Source organism: Streptomyces sp. NPDC006207, from assembly GCF_040613835.1.
Taxonomy (GTDB): domain Bacteria; phylum Actinomycetota; class Actinomycetes; order Streptomycetales; family Streptomycetaceae; genus Actinacidiphila.
In genome coordinates this window covers 45,813-64,454 of the sequence record NZ_JBEXSX010000058.1, presented here as the reverse complement: position 1 = coordinate 64,454, position 18,642 = coordinate 45,813, and the positions used below count along the sequence as shown (strand labels likewise).

At 73.1% G+C, this 18,642-nt stretch carries 14 protein-coding genes and 1 pseudogene; 8 read left to right on the top strand and 7 right to left on the bottom strand.

What is annotated here, in order from left to right; all coding sequences use genetic code 11:
* The 3 genes and pseudogenes from ABZ312_RS34435 to ABZ312_RS34425 form a co-directional block, all read right to left on the bottom strand.
* Nucleotides 1-134: pseudogene (locus ABZ312_RS34435) on the bottom strand (TIGR03842 family LLM class F420-dependent oxidoreductase); the annotation flags it as partial.
* Nucleotides 135-154: 20 nt separating this feature from the next.
* Nucleotides 155-1,555 (bottom strand): dihydropyrimidinase, encoded by a 1,401-nt coding sequence (gene hydA, locus ABZ312_RS34430; RefSeq protein ID WP_500324318.1) that lies wholly within the window; start codon nt 1,553-1,555, stop codon nt 155-157.
* 17 nt (nt 1,556-1,572) lie between these two features.
* On the bottom strand, nt 1,573-2,415 hold the full coding sequence (locus ABZ312_RS34425; RefSeq protein ID WP_500324319.1) for a nitrilase-related carbon-nitrogen hydrolase: 843 nt from the start codon (nt 2,413-2,415) through the stop codon (nt 1,573-1,575).
* A gap of 300 nt (nt 2,416-2,715) precedes the next feature.
* On the opposite strand from ABZ312_RS34425, the gene ABZ312_RS34420 reads away from it, so the two are divergent.
* Complete coding sequence (locus tag ABZ312_RS34420) at nt 2,716-3,381, top strand: ArsR/SmtB family transcription factor (protein ID WP_500324320.1); 666 nt, start codon at nt 2,716-2,718, stop codon at nt 3,379-3,381.
* 124 nt (nt 3,382-3,505) lie between these two features.
* The gene (locus ABZ312_RS34415; RefSeq protein WP_500324321.1) at nt 3,506-4,234 is read left to right on the top strand and encodes an SRPBCC family protein; all 729 of its coding nucleotides are present in this window, start codon (nt 3,506-3,508) and stop codon (nt 4,232-4,234) included.
* A gap of 84 nt (nt 4,235-4,318) precedes the next feature.
* Here the strand turns inward: ABZ312_RS34415 and ABZ312_RS34410 are convergent, their stop codons facing one another.
* Nucleotides 4,319-6,538, bottom strand: coding sequence for an NADP-dependent isocitrate dehydrogenase (locus ABZ312_RS34410; RefSeq protein ID WP_500324322.1), 2,220 nt, complete (start codon nt 6,536-6,538; stop codon nt 4,319-4,321).
* 268 nt (nt 6,539-6,806) lie between these two features.
* On the opposite strand from ABZ312_RS34410, the gene ABZ312_RS34405 reads away from it, so the two are divergent.
* Nucleotides 6,807-8,183 carry an MFS transporter gene (locus tag ABZ312_RS34405; RefSeq protein ID WP_500439437.1) on the top strand — a complete coding sequence of 459 codons (1,377 nt, stop codon included), beginning with the start codon at nt 6,807-6,809 and terminating at the stop codon, nt 8,181-8,183.
* Nucleotides 8,184-8,262: 79 nt separating this feature from the next.
* Entirely contained in the window at nt 8,263-8,682 is a 420-nt protein-coding gene (locus ABZ312_RS34400) for a VOC family protein (RefSeq protein ID WP_500439436.1), read from the top strand.
* On the opposite strand, the gene ABZ312_RS34395 is transcribed toward ABZ312_RS34400, so the two are convergent.
* The 3 genes from ABZ312_RS34395 to ABZ312_RS34385 form a co-directional block, all read right to left on the bottom strand.
* Nucleotides 8,673-10,601, bottom strand: coding sequence for a helix-turn-helix domain-containing protein (locus tag ABZ312_RS34395; RefSeq protein ID WP_500324488.1), 1,929 nt, complete (start codon nt 10,599-10,601; stop codon nt 8,673-8,675). The two genes, ABZ312_RS34400 and ABZ312_RS34395, sit on opposite strands and share 10 nt — an antisense overlap.
* A gap of 66 nt (nt 10,602-10,667) precedes the next feature.
* Nucleotides 10,668-11,492: a 3-hydroxybutyrate dehydrogenase gene (locus ABZ312_RS34390; RefSeq protein ID WP_500324325.1), complete on the bottom strand. Its 825-nt coding sequence runs from the start codon at nt 11,490-11,492 to the stop codon at nt 10,668-10,670.
* Nucleotides 11,493-11,577: 85 nt separating this feature from the next.
* A complete protein-coding gene (locus ABZ312_RS34385; protein ID WP_500439435.1) occupies nt 11,578-12,063 on the bottom strand; it encodes an NUDIX hydrolase in 486 nt (161 codons plus the stop codon).
* Nucleotides 12,064-12,219: 156 nt separating this feature from the next.
* Between ABZ312_RS34385 and ABZ312_RS34380 the strand changes: the two genes are divergently transcribed.
* From ABZ312_RS34380 to yicI, 4 genes are all read left to right on the top strand, one after another.
* On the top strand, nt 12,220-13,284 hold the full coding sequence (locus ABZ312_RS34380; RefSeq protein ID WP_500439434.1) for an O-antigen ligase family protein: 1,065 nt from the start codon (nt 12,220-12,222) through the stop codon (nt 13,282-13,284).
* 463 nt (nt 13,285-13,747) lie between these two features.
* Nucleotides 13,748-14,785: a LacI family DNA-binding transcriptional regulator gene (locus ABZ312_RS34375; RefSeq protein WP_500439433.1), complete on the top strand. Its 1,038-nt coding sequence runs from the start codon at nt 13,748-13,750 to the stop codon at nt 14,783-14,785.
* A gap of 93 nt (nt 14,786-14,878) precedes the next feature.
* Nucleotides 14,879-16,276, top strand: a complete 1,398-nt coding sequence (locus ABZ312_RS34370) for a GH1 family beta-glucosidase (RefSeq protein ID WP_500439432.1) — start codon at nt 14,879-14,881, stop codon at nt 16,274-16,276.
* Nucleotides 16,273-18,612: an alpha-xylosidase gene (yicI, locus tag ABZ312_RS34365; protein ID WP_500439431.1), complete on the top strand. Its 2,340-nt coding sequence runs from the start codon at nt 16,273-16,275 to the stop codon at nt 18,610-18,612. The genes ABZ312_RS34370 and yicI overlap by 4 nt, the downstream gene beginning before the upstream one ends.
* Nucleotides 18,613-18,642: the final 30 nt, after the last annotated feature.

Sequence of the window (18,642 nt, the reverse complement as noted above, 5' to 3'; positions counted from 1 at the left end):
ACGAACGGCTCCTGCCACAGCACCGTGGAGTCGAAGGTCCAGCCGTGGGTGAAGCCGTTGCGCTCGGCGCGCCGCATCAGCTCCACGACCCCCGACGCGGGCGGGTCCGTCTGCAGGACGAGACCAAAATCCATAGCTCTGCTCCCTGGGGTGGCTAGACGAGGTACTGGCAGGTCTCGCGGGTCTGGTAGCGGCCGTGGCCGGCCCGGCCCAGGTAGCGGTCCCGGTCGACGACGACGGTGCCGCGCGACATCACGGTGCGGGCCTTGCCGCGTACGTGCTTGCCCTCGTAGGCCGAGTAGTCGACGTTCATGTGGTGGGTGGAGGCGGACATCACCTGCTCCGCATCGGGGTCGTAGATGACGATGTCGGCGTCCGCGCCCGGCGCGATGGTCCCCTTGCGCGGGTACAGCCCGAACATCCGCGCCGGGGTCGCGCAGGCGATCTCGATCCACCGGCGCCGGCTGATGTGCCCGTCCACCACCGCCTGATGGAGCAGGTCCATCCGGTTCTCCACCCCCGGCAGACCGTTGGGGATCTTCGAGAAGTCACCCCGGCCCAGCTCCTTCTGCCCCACGAAGCAGAACGGGCAGTGGTCCGTGGACACCACCTGCAGGTCGTTGGTCCGCAGACCCTTCCACAGCTCCGCCTGGTGCTCCTTCGGGCGCAACGGCGTCGAGCAGACGTACTTGGCGCCCTCGAAGTCCGGCTCCGCCAGGTTGTCCGTGGACAGGAACAGGTACTGCGGGCACGTCTCGGCGAAGACGTTGAGACCGCGGTCGCGCGCCGTCGCCAGCTCCGCGACCGCCTGCTGGGCCGAGACGTGGACGACGTAGAGCGGCGCACCGGCCACCTCGGCCAGCCGGATGGCGCGGTGGGTCGCCTCGGCCTCCAGCAGCTCCCGCCGGACCTCGCCGTGGTAGCGGGGGTCGGTCTTGCCCGCGGCCAGCGCCTGCTCGACGAGCACGTCGATGGCGATGCCGTTCTCCGCGTGCATCATGATCAGGCCGCCGTTGTCGGCACCGCGCTGCATGGCCCGCAGGATCTTGCCGTCGTCGCTGTAGAAGACACCGGGGTAGGCCATGAACAGCTTGAAGGAGGTGACCCCTTCGTCGACGAGGAGGTCCATCTCCTTGAGGCTGTCCTCGTTCACGTCCGACACGATCATGTGGAACGCGTAGTCGACGGCGCAGTTGCCCTCGGCCTTGGCGTGCCAGGCGTCGAGTCCGGCACGCAGCGACTCGCCCACCGACTGGACGGCGAAGTCCACGATCGTCGTCGTACCGCCCCAGGCGGCGGCCCGGGTGCCGGTCTCGAAGGTGTCCGAGGCGAAGGTGCCGCCGAAGGGCAGCTCCATGTGGGTGTGCGCGTCGACACCGCCCGGGACGACGTACGTCCCGGTCGCGTCGATCACGGTGCCGGCCGTCCAGCCCTCGGCGACCGTGCTGCCGGTGGTGGCGAGGGCGACGATCTTCTCGTCCTCGACGAGGACGTCGGCGTGGACCTCCTCTGCGGCGGTGACGACCAGTCCGCCGCGGATCAGGGTTCGGCTCACCGGTTCCCTCCCTCCCCTCAGGCCTCGGTCAGCGGGCCGTAGGCGTCGGGGCGGCGGTCCCGGTAGAAGGCCCACTGCTGACGGACCTCCTCGATCTTCCCGAAGTCCAGGTCGCGCACGAGAAGTTCCTCCTCCTTGTCGGAGGCGACGTCGCCCACGAACTGACCGCGCGGGTCGACGAAGTAGGACGTGCCGTAGAAGTCGTTGTCGCCGTACTCCTCCTGGCCGACCCGGTTGATGGCGGCGACGAAGTACTCGTTGGCGACGGCCGCGGCCGGCTGCTCCAGCTGCCACAGGTAGGCGGACAGCCCGCGCGAGGTGGCGGAGGGGTTGTAGACCAGTTCTGCACCGGCGAGGCCGAGTGCCCGCCAGCCCTCGGGGAAGTGGCGGTCGTAGCAGATGTAGACGCCGACCTTGCCGACGGCCGTGTCGAAGACCGGCCAGCCCAGGTTGCCGGGCTTGAAGTAGTACTTCTCCCAGAAGCCCTTGACCTGCGGGATGTGGTGCTTGCGGTACTTGCCCAGGTAGCTGCCGTCGGCGTCGATCACGGCGGCGGTGTTGTAGTAGAAGCCCGCCTGCTCGACCTCGTAGACCGGCACCACCATCACCATGCGGAGCTCCTTGGCGAGCGCCTGCATCCGCACGATCGTCGGGCCGTCCGGCACCGGTTCCGCCCACCGGTAGTGCTCGGGCTCCTGCACCTGGCAGAAGTACGGGGCGTTGAACACCTCCTGGAAGCCGATGACCTGCGCCCCCTGGGCGGCCGCCTCGCGGGCGTACCGCTCGTGCAGGTCGGTCATCGATTCCTTGTCGCCGGTCCACTTCGTCTGGACGAGCGCGGCGCGCACTACTCGACTCATCGGTCTTCCCTCCGACGTCGCGGCAATGAGCGGGCCGCGAAGGTGAACTCCGGGCCGCTTGACGGCTGACATTAGGAGCCCTGGGGTGCGGGGTGCAGTACCACGCTGTAACGCGCTGGGGCCCCCGGCGTTCCGCCGCGTCACCTGCGCGGACACGGCCCACGGCGGTGTCAGGTCCGTTCGCGCGGCAGGTGAAATCGGTGTTTCGTCCGGGGCCCCGGCGTTACCGGCGGGTGTCCCCGGCTCACCGACAAGAAATGTGAGCTGGACAAAAAAACTTTTCGGTGAGACGGTGGAGCCATGTTGGACGTGAGCGTGATCGAGGACTCGGCGGCCGCCGCCGCCACGCTGGACCCCGTACGGGCCCGCCTCCTCGCCGAGCTGGCGGAGGGGCCCGCGTCGGCGGCCATGCTCGCCGCCCGGGTCGGGCTGCCGCGGCAGAAGGTGAACTACCACCTGCGGACGCTGGAGGCGCACGGCCTGGTCGAGCTGGCCGGCGAACGCCGGAAGGGCAACGTCACCGAGCGGCTGATGCGGGCCACCGCGGCCTCGTACGTGATCTCCCCGCTCGCGCTGGCCGCCGTCCAGCCGGACCCCGGGCGTTTCCGCGACCAGCTGTCCGCGCGCTGGCTGCTGGCCGTCGCCGCCCGGCTCGTCCGCGACGTCGGCACCCTGATCACCGGTGCGGCCAGGGCCCGCAAGCCGCTCGCGACGTACGCCCTCGACGGGGAGGTGCGCTTCGCCTCCGCCGCCGACCGGGCCGCGTTCGTGGAGGAGCTGACCCGCGGGGTGAGCGCGCTGATCGCCAAGTACCACGACGCGGACGGCGAGGGCGGTCGCGAGCACCGCATCGTGGTCGCGCTCCACCCCACCGTCAAAGACCCAGGCCCCACGCCAGGGCCGTCCGGGGAGGCCGCACCGGCCGTCGGGCGGGCCACGCCGGCCGCCGTCGAGGAGTCCCCGTGAGCGGCCCGTGACCCGTCGCGGCCGGCACCGCACCCCACCCGCCGAACACCACCCCCACCACCACCCCACCACCCACCACGTCGTCCGGGCGTCCGGGCCCGTCCCCCGAGGAGCGAGAAGCACCATGTCCAAGGAATTCGAGATCGTCCGCGAGTTCGAGACCGAGGCGAGCCCGGAGGAGGTCTGGGAGGCCGTCACCACCGGCTCCGCCGGCTGGCTGTGGCCCCAGGAGTTCGAGCCGCGCAAAGGCGGCGCCGCGCCCTTCGGCGGCACCCTCACCGCCTGGGACCCCCCGCACCACCTGATCGCCCGGTCGGAGAGCCCGGAGGGCGTCGACAACCAGTTCTTCAACCAGCTCGAGCACGTCATCGAGGAGCGCGAGGGCGGCGGTGCCTGGGTGCGCTACGTGCACAGCGGCGTCTTCGTCGACGACTGGGACAACCAGTACGACGGCGCGAGCAAGCACACCGACTTCTACCTGCACACCCTGCGCCAGTACCTGACCCACTTCAGCGGGCGGCCGGCCGCCTTCGCCACGGTGAACGGCCCCGCCGCGTCCACCTCGCCCGACGCCCTCGAGGTCGTCAGCCGCGCCCTCGGCGTGCCGGACGACGCGGCCGAGGGTGCCGTGGTGCGTGTCGAACTGCCCGGCGCCGGGCCGGTGGAGGCCGTGGTCGACTACCGCGACCGGTACTTCGTCGGCCTGCGGACCGGCGACGCGATGTACCGGGTCTTCGGCCGCAACCACTTCGGCGCCCCGGTCGGCGTGAGCGTGCACGACTTCGCCCCCGGCGCCGACGGCGAGCGGGCCGGGCAGCGCTGGCAGGCGTGGCTGGACGGCGTCTTCGCGTAACCGCGCGCCCCACCGCGACCCGTGCACGGGACCGCCCCGGCTGGATCACCAGCCGGGGCGGTTCGCGTCGTACTGCCGGTCGCGTCAGGCGAGGGTCGCCAGCGCCTCGTTGAAGGTCGCAGACGGACGCATGACGGCCGCGGCCTTGGCCGGGTCGGGCTGGTAGTAGCCGCCGATCTCGGCCGGGGAGCCCTGCACGGCGATCAGCTCGTCGACGATCACCTGCTCCTTCTCGGTCAGCGTCTGGGCAAGCGGGCCGAAGGCCTTGGCCAGCTCGGCGTCGTCCGACTGCCCGGCCAGCTCCTGGGCCCAGTACATCGCCAGGTAGAAGTGGCTGCCGCGGTTGTCGATGCCGCCGAGCCGGCGGCTGGGCGACTTGTCCTCGTTGAGGAAGGTGCCCGTGGCGCGGTCGAGGGTGTCGGCCAGGACCTGGGCGCGGGCGTTGCCCGTGGTGGTCGCCAGGTGCTCGAAGCTGACCGCGAGCGCGAGGAACTCGCCGAGGCTGTCCCAGCGCAGGTAGTTCTCCTTGACCAGCTGCTGGACGTGCTTGGGCGCGGAGCCGCCGGCGCCGGTCTCGAAGAGGCCGCCGCCGTTCATCAGCGGCACGACCGACAGCATCTTGGCGCTGGTGCCCAGCTCCAGGATCGGGAAGAGGTCGGTCAGGTAGTCGCGCAGCACGTTGCCGGTGACGGAGATCGTGTCCTCGCCGCGACGGATGCGGTCGAGGGAGAACTTGATCGCCTCGACCGGGGACTTGATCTCGATCTGCAGGCCCTCGGTGTCGTGCTCCGTCAGGTACTGCTTCACCTTGGCGATGAGGTTCGCGTCATGGGCGCGCTCCTCGTCCAGCCAGAACACCGCCGGGTCGCCGGTCGCGCGGGCGCGGGTGACGGCGAGCTTGACCCAGTCCTTGATCGGCGCGTCCTTGGTCTGGCAGGCGCGGAAGATGTCGCCGGCGGAGACGGCCTGCTCCAGCACGACGTTCCCGGCCTGGTCGACCAGGCGGACGGTGCCGGTGTGCTGGATCTCGAAGGTCTTGTCGTGGCTGCCGTACTCCTCGGCCTTCTGCGCCATGAGGCCGACGTTGGGCACCGAGCCCATCGTGGCCGGGTCGAAGGCGCCGTTCGCGCGGCAGTCGTCGATGACGGCCTGGTAGATGCCGGCGTAGCTGCTGTCCGGGAGCACCGCGAGGGTGTCGGCCTCCTGGCCGTCCGGGCCCCACATGTGGCCGGAGGTGCGGATCATGGCCGGCATGGAGGCGTCGACGATGACGTCGCTCGGGACGTGCAGGTTGGTGATGCCGCGGTCGGAGTCGACCATGGCCAGGGCCGGGCCCTCGGCCAGCTCGGCCTCGAAGGAGGCCTTGATCGCCGCGCCGTCGGCAAGGGACTCGACGCCCTTGAGGATGCCGCCGAGGCCGTCGTTGGGGGTGAGGCCGGCCGCCGCGAAGGTCTCGCCGTACTGGGCGAAGGTCTTGGGGAAGAAGGCGCGGACCACGTGGCCGAAGACGATCGGGTCGGAGACCTTCATCATCGTGGCCTTCAGGTGCACCGAGAACAGCACGTCCTCGGCCTTGGCGCGCGCGACCTGCTCGCCGAGGAACTCGCGCAGCACGGCGACGCGCATGACGGAGGCGTCCACGACCTCGCCCGCGAGCACCGGCACCGACTCGCGCAGCACGGTGGTCGTGCCGTCGTCACCGACCAGCTCGATGCGCAGCGCGCCGTCCTCGGCGATGACGGCGGACTTCTCCGTGGAACGGAAGTCGTCGGCGGTCATGTGCGCGACGTTCGTCTTCGAGTCGGCCGACCACGCGCCCATGCGGTGCGGGTGCGCCTTGGCGTAGTTCTTGACCGACGCGGGGGCGCGGCGGTCGGAGTTGCCCTCGCGCAGGACGGGATTGACGGCGCTGCCCTTGATCTTGTCGTAGCGGGCGCGCACGTCCTTGTCCTCGTCGGACTTCGGGTCGTCCGGGTAGTCCGGCAGCGCGTAGCCCTGCGCCTGCAGCTCGGCGACCGCGGCCTTCAGCTGCGGGATCGAGGCCGAGACGTTCGGCAGCTTGATGATGTTCGCCGCCGGGGTCTTGGCGAGCTCGCCGAGCTCGGCGAGGGCGTCGGCGATGCGCTGGCCCTCCTCCAGGTACTCGGGGAAGCTCGCGATGATGCGCCCGGCCAGGGAGATGTCACGGGTCTCCACGGCGACTCCGGCCGTGGAGGCGTACGCCTGGATCACGGGCAGGAACGAGTACGTCGCCAGCGCCGGCGCCTCGTCGGTGTGCGTATAGATGATGGTCGAGTCAGTCACCGGGTGCTCCGCTCCACGTCTGCAACATTGCTCGACATCAAGATATCTCGTGAGCGGCCGCCACTCGAATGGACCCTCCCGGCGCCCGGGCACCACCGCCCGGCCCCGCCCCGGCCACGCCGGGTACCCCGAGCGGGACGCTCATGGTGCCCGCCTGCATACCCGGCGGCATAACTGTGGTGTTCCACCACATGGGAGCGTGACGTGGCCGTTTCTACGGTGTGGCGACATCGGAAACGTCCCCGTCCCCCGCCCGGAAGTGGTGACCATGGCAACCCCGGCACCCGCGCCCACCGCACCCGGCTCGCTCCGCAGAATCGTCGCGGCGAGCCTCATCGGCACCACCATCGAGTGGTACGACTTCTTCCTCTACGGCTCCGCCGCCGCGCTGGTCTTCAACAAGCTGTTCTTCCCCAACGAGGAACCCCTGGTCGGCACGCTGCTGTCGTTCCTCACGTACGCCGTCGGCTTCGCCGCCCGCCCGGTGGGCGCCCTCGTCTTCGGCCACTTCGGGGACCGCCTCGGCCGCAAGCGGCTGCTCGTGCTGAGCCTGCTGCTCATGGGCGGCGCGACCTTCTGCATCGGCCTGCTGCCGACGTTCTCCACGATCGGCGTCGCCGCTCCGGTGCTGCTCACCATGCTCCGCCTCGTGCAGGGCTTCGCGCTCGGCGGCGAGTGGGGCGGCGCGGTGCTGCTGGTCTCCGAGCACGGCGACGCGAAGCGGCGCGGGTTCTGGGCCTCGTGGCCGCAGACGGGCGCGCCGGCCGGGCAGCTGCTCGCCACCGGTGTGCTGTCGGCGCTGACCGCGCTGCTCTCGGACGCCGCGTTCACCTCGTGGGGCTGGCGCATCCCGTTCCTGCTCTCGGGCGTGCTCGTGATGGTGGGGCTGTGGATCCGGCTGTCGGTGGACGAGTCCCCGGTGTTCAAGGCGGCGCTGGCCAGGGCGGAGGCCCGCAAGACGGAGGAGTCCACGATCGAGCGGCTGCCGCTGGTGTCGGTCCTGCGCGACCACTGGCGGGACGTCCTGGTGGCGATGGGTGCCCGCATGGCGGAGAACATCAGCTACTACGTCATGACCGCCTTCGTCCTCGTCTACGCCGTCGAGCACGCGGCCCTGGGCAAGCAGACCGCGCTGAACGCCGTGCTCATCGGCTCCGCGGTGCACTTCGCCGTCATCCCGGCCTGGGGCGCGCTCTCCGACCGCGTCGGGCGCAGGCCGGTGTACCTGCTGGGCGCGGCGGGCGTGGGCCTGTGGGCCTTCCCCTTCTTCGCGCTGATCGACACGAAGAGCTTCCCGGCCCTGCTGCTGGCCGTCACGGGCGGCCTGGTGCTGCACGGCGCCATGTACGCGCCGCAGGCGGCCTTCTTCTCCGAGATGTTCGCGACCCGCATGCGCTACTCCGGGGCCTCGATCGGCGCCCAGTTCGCCTCCGTGGCCGCGGGCGCCCCGGCTCCGCTCATCGCGACCGCGCTGCTCGCGTCCTACGACAGCTCGGTCCCCATCTCGCTGTACGTCATCGCCGCCGCGCTGCTCACGCTGGTCGCGGTCGGGGTGGCCAAGGAGACGCGCGGCCGGGACCTCGACGCCGTCGAGTCCGGGACCGTGGAGGACGCCCCGCTGGCCCGGTCGGCCCACGCGGGCTGACCCCGTGCGGACACGTTCCGCACCCCCGGTACGTGGACCCCGTCACGGTGTGTCAGTGGCGGGGTCTACCGTCGTGACCGTGGGTGACACGAGAGAGATGACGGGGGTGCTGCACCATGTCGAGCTGTGGGTTCCGGAGCTGGAGCGCGCGGACGCCGAGTGGGGCTGGCTGCTGGGCGAGCTCGGCTACGTCCGGTACCAGCGGTGGGAGGCGGGCCGCAGCTGGCGGCTGGGGGCGACCTATATCGTCGTCGAACGGTCACCGGACCTCGTCGAGGGGCCGCACGAGCGCCGCAGGGCGGGGCTGAACCACCTCGCGTTCCATGTGGCGGGCCGCGCGGAGCTGGACGCCCTGGTGGCCCGCTCGCCGCGGCACGGCTGGACGCTGATGTTCCTCGAGCTGCATCCGTACGCCGGCGGCGAGGAGCACTACGCCGCCTACCTGGAGAACGGCGACGGGTTCGAGGTGGAGCTGGTCGCGGGCGCGGATCAGACCTGACCGGCGGGACCCGGCGGGCCCTCCTGCCCGGCCGAGAGCCGGTGCAGGCGCAGCGCGAGCTGGATCTCCAGCGCACGGTCCGGGGCCTGCCAGTCGGCGCCGAGCAGGTGGGAGATGCGCTCCAGGCGCTGCGCGACGGTGTTGACGTGCACGTGGAGGGCGTCCTTGGTGCGCACGGGGCTCATCCCGCTGGCGAAGTAGGCGTCCAGGGTGCGCACGAGGTCGGTACCCCGGCGGCTGTCGTAGTCGGCGACGGCGCCGATCGTGCGGTGCACGAAGCCGTCGACGTCGCGCGACTCGGTCAGCAGGAGCCCGAGGAAGCCGAAGTCGTCGCCCGCGGCGCCCTCCCCGACCCGGCCGAGGGCGCGCAGCGTGTCGCCGCAGCGCTGCGCCTCCGCGTAGGCCAGGGCGACGGCGCCGGGCCGCCCGGCCGGCGCGTGGACGGGGCCGGACGCCCCCACCGTGACGGCCGCCTGCACCGCCGTGCCCAGCTGCTGGGCGATCCGGCGGGCGGTGGCGGAGGCGTCGGAGCCCGGCTCCAGCGGGAGCAGCAGCACGGTGCCCCCGTCGCGCGCTGCGGCCAGACCCCGCCGGGTGGCGGCGAGGTGGGAGGCGGCCGACCACAGCCGCTGCCGGTCGGCTGCGGCCCCGGCGTGCTCCTCGCCGACGCGGGCGGCGAGGACGACGTGCGGGGCGTCGAGGTCCGCGCGGAGCCGGCCCGCGCGTTCGCGCAGCAGTGCGGGGTCACGCTGCGGGGCATCGAGCAGGTCGTCCAGGAGTTCGCCCCGGAAGCGCTGCTCGGCCTCGGCGGCGGTGCGCCGGGCGAGCAGCAGCAGGGAGGTGACCATGGCGGCCCGCTCCAGCGTGCGCTGGTCGACGGGGTCGAGTTCGGGGTGGCCGTGCAGCACGAGCGCGCCCAGCAGTTCGCCGCCCGCGGTGACGGCGGCCGTCCAGGTCTGGCCCTGCCGTACGGCGTGGCCGTCCTTCCGGGAGCGGGCCACGGCATCGGCGAGCATGTCGGGGACGGGGTCGCGGTCGGTGCCGACGACCCGCACCGTCCCGGAGAGCACCTCGGCGACGGCGTCCGCGACGTCGTCCACGCCGCCGCCGCGCAGGACGAGTTCGGTGAGCCGGTCGTGCACCTCGGAGGCGCGTTCCAGCACGGCGCTGTGGCTGCGGATGGTGTCGTTGGCGGTGCCCAGGTCGGCGAGCGCGGACCGGGTCTCCTCCAGCAGGTTCGCCGTGTCGATGGCGACGGCGGCGAGCGAGGCGAGGGAGGCCAGCAGGGCGATCTGGCCGCGTTCGAACACCCGGGCCCGGCGGTCCGCGGCGTACAGCACCCCGATGACGCCGGTGCCCAGCACGAGGGGCACGCCCAGGATCGCCACCAGGCCCTCGTCGTGCACGGCCGAGTCGATCGGGTGGGTGTGCCGGAAGCGCTCGTCGTCGAAGTAGGACTCGGTGACGTAGGGCAGCGCGGTCTGCGCGACCAGACCGCCGAGCCCCTCCCCCATCCCGAGCCGTACCCGCTGGAACTCGGCGGAGACCGACCCCTCGGTGACCCGCATGTAGGTGTCGCCGGCCTTCCGGTCGATCAGGCTGAGGTAGGCGACGTCCGTGCCGAGCAGGGACCTGGCCCGCTGCACGATGGCCTGCAGCACCGAGTCCAGGTCCCGCAGGCCCGCGAGGTCGCCCGCCGTCTCGAACAGCGCCGACAGCTCGGCCTCGCGCCGCCGCCGGCCCTCCAGTTCCGCCCGCACGCGCAGGGCCAGCAGCTTGGCCTGCTCCATCTCCGCGAGCACGGCGGGGGGCGCGCCCTCGGCCCTGGCCGCGAGGACCGGCCGCTCGTACTCCTCGGCCGGTGCCCCGCGGGCGAGCAGCCGCAGGAAGGGTGCGTCGGAAGGGCTGTGGGGAGCCATGGTTCCGCCGTCGTCGTCGGGGGCGTGGAGTGGGTCGCGGGGCACGCTGTCAGGGATACCGGCAGATCAGTGCGCCGTCCATCCACCGTCCATGGTGAGCGAGGCACCGGTGATGAAGGACGCCTGCGGCGAGCAGAGGTAGGCGGTCAGTTCGGCGACCTCCTCCGGCTCCACCAGCCGCTTCACGGCGGAGTCGGCGAGCATGATCTCGGTGACGACCCGCTCGGGATCGATGCCGTGCGCGGCCGCCTGGTCGGCGATCTGCCGCTCGACGAGCGGGGTGCGCACATAGGCGGGGCTGATGCAGTTCGAGGTGACGCCGCGGGCGGCACCCTCCAGGGCGGCGGTCTTGGACAGCCCCTCAAGCCCGTGCTTGGCCGAGACGTAGGCGCTCTTGTAGGCCGAGGCGCGCAGTCCGTGGACGGAGGAGATGTTCACGATCCGGCCCCAGCCCTGCCCGTACATGTGCGGCAGCGCCCCCCGGATCAGCCGGAAGGGCGCCTCCAGCATCACGCGCAGCACCGTGGCGAAGACGTCGGGCGGGAAGTCCTCGATGGGGCGGACGAGCTGCAGCCCGGCATTGTTGACCAGGATGTCGGTGCCCGCGGCGGCCTGCTCGGCGGCGTCGAGGTCGGTCAGGTCCAGCGTCACGGTCTCGACGGCGCCGGGGCGGCCGCCCGCCGCGGCCTGTTCCGCGAGCTCGGCCAGGCCTTCGGCGTCCCGGTCGGCGGCCCGCACCTTGGCACCGGCCGCGGCCAGGCGCAGGACGCACGCGCGGCCGATGCCGCCGGCGGCGCCGGTGACGAGCGCGGTGCGTCCGTCCAGGTCCGGCGGCCCGGACGGCGGGACGGGGCCTGCTGCGGGACGGGGCGCGGGGGGCGTGGGCGTCATGCACTGCAGGCTAGGCAGCGCGTGGGCCCCGACCGATGTGTGCGCCACCCACACTCGCGACACCGCCAATGGGGGTGGCGCACACTCACTCCTGCGGCGGCCCCACGGGCTCGAACCAGGTCGGGCCGTCGGACAGCGCGTGCTTGAGGCGCAGCCGCCCGTGGTTGCCGAGGTCGGGCAGACCGTCCACGTCGAACCAGCCGACCTCCAGCGACTCGTCGTCCGCGACCCGGGCCCGCCCGCCGACCGCCCGGCAGCGGAAGGTGATGTCCACGTACTGGCAGCGGTCCCCGTTGGGGTAGAGGACCGGGTCGATCGTCTGGACCAGGACGACGCGCTCCACGACCGCGCGCACGCCGGTCTCCTCCAGCACCTCGCGGACGGCGGTCTCGGCGGGTTGCTCGCCGGGTTCGGCGATGCCGCCGATGAGGGACCAGCGTCCGTTGTCCGCCCGCCGGTTCAGCAGGACGCGGTCGTCGTCGTCGAGGACGACCGCCGTGACACCGGGCAGGAGCAGCTGCCGGTGGCCGACGAGGGCCCGCAGCTCGCGGAGGAATTCGGGAATCGGCACGCCGCCGAGCCTACGTCCTCGGCCGTACCCTCCCGTGGATCAGGTCCGTGAGCGCGGCACTTGCCGTTCGCGCACGGGATCTCCACATCCCGAGCCCCCAGCGGTTACGGTGACCCCCGGGGCCGGGGGGTTCCCCGGGGGTCAGGGGGTGCGCTGATGGACACGCGAACCGGTGGCACGCGGTCAGGGGTCGGGGGTGCCGGCGACGGCCCGGCGGAACGCCCGCGCTCCGGATGGACGGACGCGGTCGGCGCGCTGGTCCTCGCCGGCTGCGCGGTGTGGTCGCTGGTCGCCGCGGCGGGCCGCCCGGCCCGTCCCGAGGGCGTGCTCCTGGCCGTCCTGGCGGTCACCGCCGGATACGCGGCAGGCCGCGTCGGCGGCGCCCTGCGTCCGGTGGCCGTCCCCGCCGTGGCGGCCCTGACCGCGGTCGTCCTGGTGGTCGCCCTCCCCGGTCGCCTGTCCGGCGGCCCGGACACCCCGCCGCTCGGGTACGCGAACGCCGACGCCGCGCTCATGGTGCTCGCCACCGGCGCCGCCTGCTGTGCAGCCTGGGCCGCGCGGACCCGACCGCTCCGGCTGGGCCTGCGCCTGCTCGGCGCCACGGCGGCCGGGTTCGCGCTGGCCGTCGGCTCCGCCGCGGGGTTCGCGGCGTGCCTCGGGGTGGTCCTGTGCTCGCTTGCCGCCGACCGCACGCGCCGCGCGGTCGGCCTCGCGGGCCTGGCCCTGGCCCTCGTCGTGGCGGTCGGCGGCACCTGCGCGGTCGCCGTCGACGCCCTGCCGCCGGGGCTGTCGGCCTCGCTGTCCGGGCAGCTCACCCCGGCCCGGGTCCGGCTGTGGCACGACGCCCTGGAGACCGCCCGGGACCATCCCGTACGCGGGATCGGCCCGGGCCGCTTCGCCGAGGCGGGCACCGCACCGGCTCCTTCGGCGCCCGGCGGGGGCACGCCGCAGTCGGCGCCCCTGCAACTGGCCGCCGAGCAGGGACTGCCCGGCGTCGCCCTCCTCGGCGCCTCCTACGTCTGGCTGCTCTGGGCCCTCCAGCGCTCCCCGCGCCCGACCCCCGTCGTCCTGACCGCCGCGGCCGCCCTGACCGGCCTCGCCATGCAGGCCGCCGTCGACCACGTCCTCAGCTACCCTGCCGTCACCGCCGCCGCCGGCCTCCTCGCCGGCCTCGCCACCTCCCGCCCCCTCGGCGGCCCCCCGGACCCCGGCGGCACATGAGCCTCCGGCCCACCCTGCCGCCTCGCCATGTCCGCGCGACGTCGGCGCAGCGTCGGAAGGCGGCGTCCCACGACCGCCTCCACTGCGTGCAATCCAGAGCGCGGGAGGCCCTGCGTCATCCGCGCAAGCACCCCGTGGCGGCGCGGCACGTGAACCCCCGCTCACGTCACCGCCCCCGCATCGCCGCCCGGGCGAAGCCGCCGGTGCCCACCGAACCGAACGCGCCGATCGCGGCGCCCAGCGGTGCCGCTGTTGCCTCGTCCACACGGGACGCCCTCCCGGCGCCCCGTCGGTGCCGCCCGCACCGGCCCTCCCGGGCTCGCGGCATGCGTCACACACCGGCACGACGGGGCGGGGGCCATTGCCTCACCCCGGGGGGCCGACATAGCATCGTGCTCCGTAGTGGTGAATCGATTCGACGAATCGATTCGACAACCCGGCACACGGGTCGCGAAGGAGCCGCATGACCACGATCAAGGACGTCGCCGAGCGCGCCGGGGTCGCACCGAGCACCGTGTCGTACGTTCTGAGCGGCTCGCGCAAGATCTCCGAGGACACCCGCCGCACCGTGCAGCAGGCGATCGACGAGCTCGGCTACCACCCGCGCGCGAGCGCCCGCACGCTGCGCAGCGCGCGGACCAACGTGCTGGCGCTGGCCTTCCCCCGCGTGGCGGGCGGCTACCGGGCGGTCGACGGGCAATTCGCCATCTACATCAGCGACGCGGCCCGCGCCCACGGTTACGACGTCCTGCTCATGACCGCGCGGGAAGGCGTGCCGGGGCTGCGCCGCATCGCGCGCGGCGGCCAGGCGGACGCCGCGATCCTGATGGCCGTCGAAATGGAGGATCCGCGCATCGCGGCCATGCTCGAACTCGGCTTCCCCACGGCGCTGCTGGGGCGGTCCGCCGACGACTCCGCGCTGCCGTGGACCGATCTGGACTGGGAGGCGGCCGCCGCCCTTGCCGTCCACGAGGTCGCCGCCGCCGGCCACCGGGACATCGCGTACCTGGCCACCACCGAGCGCGAGATCCAGGCGCGGCGCGGCTACGCGATCCGGGGCGTGGCCGGAGCGCGCCGCGCGGCGCCGGAGACCGGGGCCGACGTGCGCGTGCACCAGTCGACCGGGGACATGGCGCGGCTCGCGCGGCGCATCGGCACCCTGCTGCACGGCGAGCGCCCGCCGACCGCCCTGGTGGTGCAGCACGTGGCGGCGCTCCCGCACGTCCTCGCCGCCGTGGCGGCGGAGGGGCTGCGGGTGCCCGAGGACCTGGCGGTCGTGGCGGTCGGCAACCTCCCCGACGACGTGGGCGGTCAGGACCTGCCGCGCATCGAACTGCCCGTCCCCGAGATGTCCGCCGAGGTGACACGGCTCGCCGTGGAGGCCATCGCCGCCCACGCGCAGGGCACGCCACCCACGCCGCCGGGGCACCGGCTGATCCCCCCGGCGCTCGTGCCGGGCCCGCTGATCGCCCCGCCCCGCCCGCGCACGGCCGGCGCCTGAACCCGGCCCCTGAAGACCCGGCGCCCTCCGTCCGCCGTTCCCACCGTCCCGTTCCACGTACCCGCCACCCACCCAGCCAGGGAGCACTCCCCCATGCCCACCGATTTCCCGGTCTTCCCGCCCGGTTTCCGTTTCGGCGCCGCCACCGCCGCGTACCAGATCGAGGGTGCCCACGACGAGGACGGCCGCGGGCCGTCCATCTGGGACACCTTCAGCCACACCCCGGGCCGCACCGCCGAGGGCGCCACCGGTGACGTGGCCTGCGACCACTACCACCGGCACGCCGAGGACGTACGCCTCCTCTCCGACCTGGGCGTCGACTCCTACCGCTTCTCCGTCGCCTGGCCGCGCGTCGTCCCGCAGGGCCGCGGCGCGGTCAACGGCAAGGGCCTGGACTTCTACGACCGCCTCACCGACGACCTGCTCGCCGCCGGCATCTCCCCCGCCGTGACCCTCTACCACTGGGACCTCCCCCAGGCCCTGGAGGACGAGGGCGGCTGGCGCAACCGCGCGACAGCCGAGGCCTTCGCCGCGTACACGGCCGCCGTCGCCGAGCGGCTCGGGGACCGCGTCGAGCGCTGGATCACCCTCAACGAGCCCTACTGCTCGGCCTTCGTCGGCTACGCCGAGGGCCGGCACGCCCCCGGCGCGCAGGAGGGCACCGGCGCGCTGGCCGCCGCCCACCACCTGCTGCTCGCCCACGGCCTGGCCGTGCGCGCCCTGCGCGAGGCGGACGCCCGCGAGGTCGGCATCACCCTCAACCTCGACCGCATCGAGGCGGCGAGCGACTCCGCCGCGGACCAGGCCGCGCTGCGCCGGGCCGTGACGCTGCACAACGACACGTGGACCGAGCCGCTGTTCTCGGGCCGCTACCCCACCGGCGAGGCCGAGACCTGGGGCGCGCTCGCCGACGGCTCGTACCGCCGCGAGGGCGACCTCGAGGTCATCGGGGCCCCGCTGGACTTCGTGGGCCTCAACTTCTACCGCCCCCTCACCGTCACCGACGCCCCGCACCGCGAGGCCGACCCGGCCCGCCGTACCGCCGTCGACATCGGTGTGCGGGAGACCGACCCGTACGGGACGCGGCACACCACCATGGGCTGGCCCGTGGTGCCCGAGTCCTTCACGGCGCTGCTGCTGGAGCTCAAGGAGCGTTACCCGTCGCTGCCGCCCGCCTTCATCACGGAGAACGGCTCGGCCGAGGCCGACGTCCTCTCCCCCGACGGCCGCGTCGACGACGCCGACCGCGTGGCCTACCTCCGCGACCACCTCCACGCGCTCCTCGCCGCGATGGACGCGGGTGTGGACGTGCGCGGCTACTACGTCTGGTCGCTGCTGGACAACTTCGAGTGGGCCCGTGGCTACGGCCAGCGCTTCGGCATCGTGCACGTCGACTACGACAACGGCGCCAAGCGCACGCCCAAGGCCAGTTACGGCTGGTACCGGGACCTGATCGGCGCCCACCGGGCGGGACGGCAGGAGCGGTCGTGAAGTTCACCGACGGCTTCTGGATGATGCGCCCGGGCGTCACGGCGAAGTACGCGGCCTCCGTCGCCGACGCCTCGGTCGCGGACGACCGGATCGTCCTCCACGCGCCGGTGAAGCCGGTGCGGCAGCGCGGCGACACGCTCAACAGCCCGCTGCTGACGGTCGAGTGCTGGTCCCCCGCCGAGGGCGTGATCGGCGTGCGCACCACCCACCACGCCGGGAAGGCCCGCCGCGGCCCGGAGTTCGGCCTGGCCGGCGCCGGGGACGGCGGCACGGGGAAGACCGCCCGCGACGGCTCGGTGCTCGAGCTGACCTCGGGCGAACTGACGCTGCGCGTCGACACCTCCGCCCCGTGGCGCCTGGACTTCACCGCGGGCGGCCGTGTCCTCACCTCGGCCGGCGCCCGCGGCACGGGCTTCGTCACCGACGCCGACGACCGGCACTTCATGGTGGCCCAGTTGTCGCTCGGGGTCGGTGAGCTGGTGTACGGCCTGGGCGAGCGTTTCACCCCGTTCGTGAAGAACGGCCAGACCGTGGACATCTGGCAGGCGGACGGCGGCACGATCAGCGAGCAGGCCTACAAGAACGTCCCGTTCCACCTCACCAACCGCGGCTACGGCGTCTTCGTCAACCACCCCGGCAAGGTCTCGTACGAGGTCGGCTCCGAGGTGGTCGACCAGGTGCAGTTCAGCGTCGAGGACCAGTCGCTGGAGTACTTCGTCGTCCAGGGGTCCACCCCGAAGGAGATCCTGGCCCGCTACACGGCCCTCACCGGCCGCCCCGCGCTGCCGCCGGCCTGGTCGTTCGGCCTGTGGCTGTCGACCTCCTTCACCACCTCCTACGACGAGGCGACCGTCAGCCACTTCGTGCAGGGGATGGCGGACCGCGGAATCCCGCTGAGCGTCTTCCACTTCGACTGCTTCTGGATGCGCGAGTACCAGTGGAGCGACTTCACCTGGGACGCGGAGGTCTTCCCCGACCCCGAGGGCATGCTCGCCCGTCTCAAGGAGCGCGGGCTGCGCGTCTCCGCCTGGATCAACCCCTACATCGCGCAGAAGTCCGCGCTCTTCGCGGAGGGCATGCGCGAGGGCTACCTCGTCATGCGGCCGAACGGCGACGTGTGGCAGTGGGACCTGTGGCAGCCGGGGATGGCGCTGGTCGACTTCACCAACCCCGCGGCCCGCGCCTGGTACGCGGAGAAGCTGCGCGCGCTGCTGCGGCAGGGCGTCGACGTCTTCAAGACCGACTTCGGCGAGCGCATCCCGGTCGACGTGGTGTGGCACGACGGCTCCGACCCGGAGCGCATGCACAACTACTACGCGCAGCTGTACAACCAGGTCGTCTTCGACCTGCTGCGCGAGGAGCGCGGCGAGGGCGAGGCGGTGCTCTTCGCCCGCTCGGCCACCGCGGGCGGGCAGCAGTTCCCGGTGCACTGGGGCGGTGACTGCGAGTCGACGTTCACGGCGATGGCGGACAGCCTGCGCGGTGGTCTGTCGCTCGGCCTGTCGGGCTTCGGTTTCTGGAGCCACGACATCGGCGGCTTCGAGGGGACGCCGGACCCGGCGCTGTTCAAGCGATGGGTGCAGTTCGGCCTGCTGTCCTCGCACAGCCGGCTGCACGGCAGCAGGTCCTACCGCGTGCCCTGGGAGTTCGGCGACGAGGCCGTCGCCGTCACCCGCGACTTCACCCGCCTGAAGAACCGCCTCATGCCGTACCTGTACCGGGCCGCACTGCAGGCCCGTGACCAGGGCACTCCGATGATGCGGGCGATGGTGCTTGAGTTCCCCGACGACCCGGCCTGCCACCACCTCGACCGGCAGTACATGCTCGGCGACGACGTGCTGGTCGCTCCGGTCCTCAGCGCGGACGGCGAGGTCGAGTACTACGTCCCGGCCGGCACCTGGACGCACCTGCTGACCGGCGAGCGCGTCGAGGGGCCGGGCTGGCGGCGCGAGACGCACGGTTTCGACACGCTCCCGCTGCTGGCGAGGCCCGGCTCGGTTGTGCCGTTCGGCGCCTTTGAGGAGGGCCCGGAGTACGACTGGGCCGACGGCGTCACCCTGCGGGTGCACGCCCCGGCCGACGGCGGCGAGACGATCGCCACCGTGCCCGCACCGGACGGCACGGCGGCCGCCGTCTTCCGGGTAAGCCGTACGGGTGACACGGTCACGGTCGAGGCCCGGGGCGAGCGCCCGCCGGCCACGCCGTGGAACGTCCTGCTCGTCGGTGCGGACGACACGGACGGGGCCGAGGGCGCCACGTCGGCCGAGCGCACCGGGCTGGGCGTGCTCCTGACGTGCGCCGCGGGAACCGGACGGGTGACGGCGCGCTGGTCGTAGCCACGCGCCGGCCGTGAGGGGCCGCGCCCG

Excerpts from the sequence above, each read along its gene's own strand:
- ABZ312_RS34425 (WP_500324319.1), bottom strand. The coding sequence starts at position 2,415 with ATGAGTCGAGTAGTGCGCGCCGCGCTCGTCCAGACGAAGTGGACCGGC.
- ABZ312_RS34420 (WP_500324320.1), top strand. The coding sequence starts at position 2,716 with ATGTTGGACGTGAGCGTGATCGAGGACTCGGCGGCCGCCGCCGCCACG.
- ABZ312_RS34415 (WP_500324321.1), top strand. The coding sequence starts at position 3,506 with ATGTCCAAGGAATTCGAGATCGTCCGCGAGTTCGAGACCGAGGCGAGC.
- ABZ312_RS34405 (WP_500439437.1), top strand. The coding sequence starts at position 6,807 with ATGGCAACCCCGGCACCCGCGCCCACCGCACCCGGCTCGCTCCGCAGA.
- ABZ312_RS34395 (WP_500324488.1), bottom strand. The coding sequence starts at position 10,601 with ATGGCTCCCCACAGCCCTTCCGACGCACCCTTCCTGCGGCTGCTCGCC.
- ABZ312_RS34390 (WP_500324325.1), bottom strand. The coding sequence starts at position 11,492 with ATGACGCCCACGCCCCCCGCGCCCCGTCCCGCAGCAGGCCCCGTCCCG.
- ABZ312_RS34380 (WP_500439434.1), top strand. The coding sequence starts at position 12,220 with ATGGACACGCGAACCGGTGGCACGCGGTCAGGGGTCGGGGGTGCCGGC.
- ABZ312_RS34375 (WP_500439433.1), top strand. The coding sequence starts at position 13,748 with ATGACCACGATCAAGGACGTCGCCGAGCGCGCCGGGGTCGCACCGAGC.
- ABZ312_RS34370 (WP_500439432.1), top strand. The coding sequence starts at position 14,879 with ATGCCCACCGATTTCCCGGTCTTCCCGCCCGGTTTCCGTTTCGGCGCC.